General features: G+C 72.9%; 5 protein-coding genes and 1 pseudogene. All 6 read left to right on the top strand.

The window, feature by feature from the left end; translation table 11 throughout:
* Positions 1–64: 64 nt before the first annotated feature.
* A pseudogene (locus ALMP_RS31980) lies at positions 65–388 on the top strand (zinc ribbon domain-containing protein); the annotation flags it as partial.
* 54 nt (positions 389–442) lie between these two features.
* Positions 443–1,198 carry a (2Fe-2S)-binding protein gene (locus ALMP_RS31975; protein WP_264934760.1) on the top strand — a complete coding sequence of 252 codons (756 nt, stop codon included), beginning with the start codon at positions 443–445 and terminating at the stop codon, positions 1,196–1,198.
* Between the two features lie 38 nt (positions 1,199–1,236).
* Positions 1,237–2,400, top strand: coding sequence for a glycogen synthase (gene glgA / locus ALMP_RS31970; RefSeq protein ID WP_264934759.1), 1,164 nt, complete (start codon positions 1,237–1,239; stop codon positions 2,398–2,400).
* Positions 2,401–2,450: 50 nt separating this feature from the next.
* On the top strand, positions 2,451–3,671 hold the full coding sequence (glgC, locus tag ALMP_RS31965; RefSeq protein WP_264934757.1) for a glucose-1-phosphate adenylyltransferase: 1,221 nt from the start codon (positions 2,451–2,453) through the stop codon (positions 3,669–3,671).
* 141 nt (positions 3,672–3,812) lie between these two features.
* Positions 3,813–5,123, top strand: coding sequence for a wax ester/triacylglycerol synthase family O-acyltransferase (locus tag ALMP_RS31960; RefSeq protein ID WP_264934755.1), 1,311 nt, complete (start codon positions 3,813–3,815; stop codon positions 5,121–5,123).
* Positions 5,124–5,225: 102 nt separating this feature from the next.
* Positions 5,226–6,719, top strand: a complete 1,494-nt coding sequence (locus ALMP_RS31955) for an SDR family NAD(P)-dependent oxidoreductase (RefSeq protein WP_264934753.1) — start codon at positions 5,226–5,228, stop codon at positions 6,717–6,719.
* Positions 6,720–6,783: the final 64 nt, after the last annotated feature.

Below are 6,783 nucleotides of genomic sequence, written 5' to 3'. Positions count from 1 at the left end.
CCCGCAAGCAGAAGGGATCCAAGAACCGGGCCAAGGCCCGCCAGAAGGTCGCCCGCGCCCACGCTGGGCTTCGTTCATCAGCATGCTGACGTACAAGGCCGCCCGGTACGGCCGCACTCTGATCAAGATCGGCCGGTTCGAGCCGACCTCGCAGACCTGTTCCACCTGCGGCCACCGCGACGGGCCCAAACCCCTGCACGTGCGGGAATGGACGTGTACCGCCTGCGGCGCCGTCCACGACCGGGACACCAACGCCGCGATCAACGTGAAGACGGCCGCCGGACTGGCGGTATCAGCCTGCGGAGCGCCGGTAAGACCAGGAGCAGTCCCGGCACAGCGCGAAGAAGCAGGAAGCCACGGATTCCCGACCGGTTGCTGTGCCGCGTAGCGGCACAGCAACCGGTCGGGAAGGCCAGAATCCTCGCCCTTCAGGGCGAGGAGCATGTCAATACTGCCTCTCGTGGATCTCGACCCCGCTCTCGCCGCGCTCCGCCCGCTCGGTGGCTTCTTCGCCCTGCGCACCGCGCCGGAGCCGCCCCGGCCCCTGCCGACCCTCGCCGACGCCTACGCGCACCGGCCCTGTGACACCCACGGGAACGCCCTGGACTTCCGGGTCCGCAAGGTCGCCCGTGCCCTGCGCGCCCCCGAGCCGCGCGTCGCCGCCTCGGTGGCACAGCAGGGGCTCGCGGCCCGGCTGTGGTCGGTGGCCCTCGGCTGCGCCGCCCTGTACGGCGCGACGCCCGACCTCGAGCCGCGGCTGCTGCGCTGGGACCCGGAGGGCAGCGCCCCCGACGACCTGTGGCTGACGGAGGTGAGGGCCAGGCCCGGCGACCCGCGGACCTTGGCCGAGACCGTCCTGCGCGGCCACCTCGCCCCCCTGGCGACGGCCCTGCGCGACCGCCACCCGGTCGCCCCGGGCCTGCTGTGGGGAAACGCCGCCTCCGCGCTGGCCGGCGCGGCCCGCCTGCTGGAGCAGTGGGCGCGCGCCCACGACCGCCCGGCGGCCGCCGACCGGGCCCGTGCCCTCACCGCGGAACTCCTCGACGACCCCCTGCTCGCCGGCACCGGCGCCCTGACCGGCACCGCGTTCCGCCGCCGCAGCTGCTGCCTCTACTACCGGGTGCCCGGCGCAGGCGTCTGCGGCGACTGCTGCTTCACCCGCCCCCCGCGCTCTTCCCCGCGCGCCCCGTCTGGGTGACCATGAGGGAACCGGCCACGGAGAATTGGGGGTTCCGGGTGCGAGTGGGACTGCTGACCCGGGAGTATCCCCCGGACGTGTACGGCGGCGCGGGCGTCCATGTCGAGTTCCTGGCCCGCGAGTTGCGGGAACTGGTCGACCTGGAGGTGCATTGCTGGGGCGAGGTGTCCTCGGCGGACCGGGCGGCCGGCGTGCTGCGCCACCGCCCCTGGTCCGCCCTCGACGGCGCCAACGACGCGCTGCGCACGTTCTCCGTCGACCTCGCCATGGCCGCCGCCCTGGAGGGCCGCGAACTGGTCCACTCCCACACCTGGTACGCCAATCTCGCCGGCCATCTCGCCAAGGAGCTGCACGGCGTCCCGCACGTGCTGACCGCCCACTCGCTGGAGCCACTGCGCCCCTGGAAGGCCGAGCAACTCGGCGGCGGATACGCCTTGTCGAGCTGGGCCGAGCGGACCGCCGTGGAGGCCGCCGACGCGGTGGTCGCCGTCTCCGGCGCGATGCGCGAGGACATCCTCGCCTGCTATCCGACGCTCGCCCCGGACCGGGTGCACGTCGTGCACAACGGCATCGACACCACCCTGTACCGGCCCGACCACGGCACCGACGCCCTCGCGCGGATCGGGCTGGACCCGTCCCGCCCGTACGTGCTGTTCGTCGGCCGTATCACCCGCCAGAAGGGCGTGCCGCATCTGCTGCGCGCCGTACGGGGCATCGACCCGGCGGCCCAGGTGGTGCTGTGCGCGGGCGCGCCGGACACACCCGAGATCGACCGCGAGTTCCGGGAGCTGTTCGAGGAGTTGAGCCGGGCCCGGGACGGGGTGCACTGGATCCCGCGGATGCTGCCGCGTCCCGAGGTGATCCAGCTCCTCACGCACGCCGCGGTGTTCGTCTGCCCCTCGGTGTACGAACCCCTCGGGATCGTCAACCTGGAGGCGATGGCCTGCGGCACGCCCGTCGTGGCCTCGCGGGTCGGCGGCATCCCCGAGGTCGTCGAGGACGGCGTGACCGGCCTCCTGGTCCCGGTGGACGAAGACTTCGAGGCCGGCCTCACGCGGGCGCTGGACGCGGTCCTCGGCGATCCGGAGGCCGCCCGCCGCATGGGCGAGGCCGGACGCGCCCGCGCCGTGCGGGAGTTCGGCTGGGACGCGGTCGCCCGGCGCACGGCCCGGCTGTACGAGGAGATCCTCAAACAGGCGTAGGGCGCCGTGCGCGGGGGCAGGCATGGATCAACCTGGTGAGGGGAGCGGCCATGCGTCGTGGAGGACCTTCTGTGCTCGGGATCGTGCTGGCGGGCGGTGAGGGAAAGCGCCTGATGCCCCTCACCACGGACCGGGCGAAACCCGCGGTCACCTTCGGGGGCACGTACCGGCTCGTCGACTTCGTGCTCTCCAACCTCGTCAACGCCGACATCCTGCGCATCTGCGTGCTGACGCAGTACAAGTCGCACTCGCTGGACCGGCACATCACCACGACGTGGCGGATGTCCAGCCTGCTCGGCAACTACATCACCCCGGTCCCGGCCCAGCAGCGGCTCGGCCCGCGCTGGTACCTCGGCAGCGCCGACGCGATCCTCCAGTCGCTGAACCTGATCTACGACGAACGGCCCGAGTACGTGGCCGTGTTCGGCGCCGACCACGTCTACCGGATGGACCCGCGCCAGATGCTCACCCAGCACATCGACAGCGGCGCGGGCGTGACGGTGGCCGGGATCCGCGTCCCGCGCACCGAGTCGTCGTCGTTCGGGGTGATCACCCCCGGCTCGGACGGGCAGAGCGTGGAGCGCTTCCTGGAGAAGCCCGCAGACCCGCCCGGTCTCGCCGACGACCCGGAGTCGGTGTTCGCCTCGATGGGCAACTACATCTTCACCACCAAGGCCCTGATCGAGGCGCTCCAGCGCGACGCCGAGGACGAGTCCTCCCCGCACGACATGGGCGGATCGATTCTGCCCCAGCTCACCCAGCGCGGCGAGGCCCGGCTCTACGACTTCAGCGACAACCACGTGCCCGGCGAGACCAACCGCGACCGGGGCTACTGGCGGGACGTCGGCACGCTCGACGCGTACTACGACGCCCACATGGACCTGATCGCCGACCGCCCGGCGTTCAACCTCTACAACCGCAGCTGGCCCATCTACACGCACTCCTACCAGCTCTCCCCGGCCCGCTTCAACGCGGGTGGCATAGCCGGCGAGTCGATCATCAGTGCGGGCTGCCTGATCCGCGGGCAGGTCACCCGTTCCGTGCTCTCGCCCGGGGTCGTGGTCGATCCGGGCGCGGTGGTGCAGGGCTCGGTGCTGCACGACAACGTCCACATCGGCCGGGGCGCCGTGGTGCGCGGGGCGGTGCTGGACAAGAACGTCGAGGTGCCGCCGGGCGCGACCATCGGTGTGAACCCGGAGCGGGACGCCGAGCTGTACACGGTGTCCAAGGGTGGGGTCATCGCCCTGGGGAAGGGCCAGCAGGTGCCGTAATCGATGGTGTTTTCGACCCCTGTGCTCCGTTCGATGCACTCTTAATCGACTGTTAACTGTGCGTAGCCTGATCGTACTTGACCGTAATCGCCCGAAGGGATTGACTGGCTGGCCCACCCGTCGTCGACGCGAGGCAAGCCCTTGACCGCTGATCCGCTCGCACCCCTCGATCTGGCCTTCTGGAACATCGAGTCCCCCGAGCATCCCATGCACCTCGGCGCGCTCGGCGTCTTCGCCGCGCCCTCGCCCACCGCGGCCGCCCACGCGGCGGACCTGCTCACCGCGCGCGCGGCGGCGGTCCCCGGTCTGCGCATGCGGATCCGGGACGTGTGGCAGCCCCGCGCCTTCGGGGGCGCGGTGCGTGAGCCCGACCCGGACTTCGACCCGCTGCACCACGTACGGCTGCACGCGCCCGCCGCCGACTTCCAGGCCGCGGCCGGCCGGCTCATGGAACGCCCGCTGGAGCGCGGCCGCCCGCCCTGGGAGGCCCATGTCGTGCCGGCGGCGGAGGGCGCCTCCTTCGCGGTGCTGTTCAAGTTCCACCACGCCCTCGCCGACGGCCTGCGGGCGCTGACGCTCGCCGCGGCCGTCCTCGATCCCCTGGACCTGCCCCCGCCCAGGCCCCGCCGCGCCGAACCGGCCCGCGCCCGCCGGCCCGGCCTGCCCGACCTGCTGCGCGGGGCGCTGTCCGACGTCGGCCGCGCCCTCGACATCGGTGCCTCGGTCGCCGTCCACACCCTCGCCAGGCGCTCCACCGCCGCCCTCACCGCCTGGCCCACCGGCACCCGCCGCACCGCCGGCGTGGTCCTCGACCTCGACGACGTGCACCGCGTCCGCAAGGTCGTCGGCGGCACCGTCAACGACGTCCTCATCGCGGTCGTCGCCGGCGCACTGCGCCGCTGGCTCGACGAGCGCGGCGACGGCAGCGAGGGCGTCGCGCCACGCGCGCTCATCCCCGTCTCCCAGCGCCGGCCCCGCACCGCCCACCCGCAGGGCAACCGCCTCTCCGGGTACCTGATGCAGCTCCCCGTCCACGACCCGGACCCGCTCGGCCGGCTCGGCGCCGTGCGCGCCGCGATGGACCGCAACAAGGACGCCGGACCGGGCCGGGGCGCGGGGGCCGTCGCCCTGCTCGCCGACCACGTCCCCGCCCTCGGCCACCGGCTGGGCGGCCCTCTGGTCAGCCAGGCCGCCCGGCTCTGGTTCGACATCCTCGTCACCAGCGTGCCGCTGCCCAGCCTCGGTCTGAAGCTCGGCGGGAACCCGATGACCGAGGTCTATCCGTACGCCCCGCTGGCCCGCGGTCAGTCCCTCGCGGTCGCGATCTCCACCTACCGCGGCAACGTCCACTTCGGCCTGGTCGCGGACGCCGAGGCGGTCTGGGACCTCGACCGGTTCGCGCGGGCCCTGGCCGAGGAGGTGGAGACCCTCGTCACGGCGTGCCGCTGCTGACCCGTTCGGGTTTGGAGGTGGGGCCCGGCGCTCCGTAGACTTCCGCGTTCGAAAGCGGACGCGGTCGGAGCGCCGCACGGGTGAGCAGGGAACGGCAGCGCGATGACGGTGACAGAGGACGGCTCGGCGATCACGGACGAGGTCGTGTACGGGCCCGGCATCGACCCGGAGCGGCTCGCCGTCTGCCTGAGCGTGCTCGAGGAACTCGACAAGCTGGAGATCGACCACCCCGACGCGATCGCCGTGCGCCGGGCCACGGCCGGCGTCTACCGCACGGTCAAGCAGCGCCGCCGCCAGGAGCGCCGGGCCGCCAAGACCGCCCACGACAAGGCGGTCACCGAGGCCACCGCGACCGGCTCCGCGCAGCGCATCGACGACGAGACCGAGGGCATCCTGCCGTCGTCGGTCACCGAGGAGGGGCAGGTCGCGGGGATACTCCAGCGCCCCCGGTCCTGCTACACCTGCAAGACCCGGTACGTGGAAGTCGACTACTTCTACCACCAGCTCTGTCCGGACTGCGCCCGAGTGAACCGCGCCAAGCGCGACGCCCGCGCCGAGCTGAGCGGCAAGCGCGCGCTGCTCACCGGCGGCCGCGCCAAGATCGGCATGTACATCGCGCTCCGGCTGCTGCGCGACGGCGCGCACACCACGATCACCACGCGCTTCCCCAAGGACGCCATCCGCCGTTTCAAGGCCATGGACGACGCGGCGGACTGGATGCACCGCCTGGAGGTCGTCGGCATCGACCTGCGCGACCCCGCGCAGGCCGTGGCCCTGGCCGAGCAGGTCGCCGAGGCGGGCCCGCTCGACATCCTCATCAACAACGCGACGCAGACCGTGCGCCGTCTGCCCTCCGCCTACGCCGCCCTGGTCGACGGCGAGAGCGCCCCGCTGCCCGCCGGTGAGCTGCCCGCCCACCATGTCATCGGCGCCTTCAACTCCGGCGCCGTCGACGGGCTGGCCGCACTGCCCCTCGGCACCAGCGGCATCGACGCCCAGAAGGTCGCCGACCTCGCCCTGGTCGCGGGCAACGCGAGCGTCGCGCGCCACCTCGACGGCACCGCCATCGACGCGGGCGGCCTGGTCCCCGACGTCGTCGACACCAACACCTGGGTGCAGACCATCGAGCAGATCTCCCCGGTGGAGCTCCTCGAGACCCAGCTGTGCAACTACACGGCGCCGTTCATCCTGATCAGCAAGCTCCGCCCGGCGATGGCCGAGGCCGCGAGGAGGGCGGCGAGCGGACGCGCGTACGTGGTGAACGTCTCCGCGATGGAGGGCGTCTTCGGCCGCGGCTACAAGGGCGCGGGCCACCCGAACACGAACGCCGCCAAGGCCGCGATGAACATGGTCACGCGGACCAGCGCCCAGGAGATGTTCCAGACCGACGGCATCCTCATGACCTCCGTCGACACCGGCTGGATCACCGACGAGCGCCCGCACTTCGACAAGCTGCGCCTCGCCGAGGCCGGCTTCCACGCCCCGCTCGACCTGGTCGACGGCGCCGCCCGGGTCTACGACCCGATCGTGCGCGGCGAGGCCGGTGAGGACCTGTACGGCGTCTTCATGAAGGACTACGCGCCCGGCAAGTGGTGACGCCCGAGCGCCGGGCGGCCCTCCGGCGGGCCGCCGACCGGACCCTCAGTCGACGGCGCCCAGC

The sequence above is a fragment of the Streptomyces sp. A012304 genome (assembly GCF_026008495.1).
Lineage (GTDB): Bacteria > Actinomycetota > Actinomycetes > Streptomycetales > Streptomycetaceae > Streptomyces.
The sequence above is the reverse complement of the archived record's forward strand: the minus strand, read 5'-3'. Positions and strand labels throughout refer to the sequence as shown.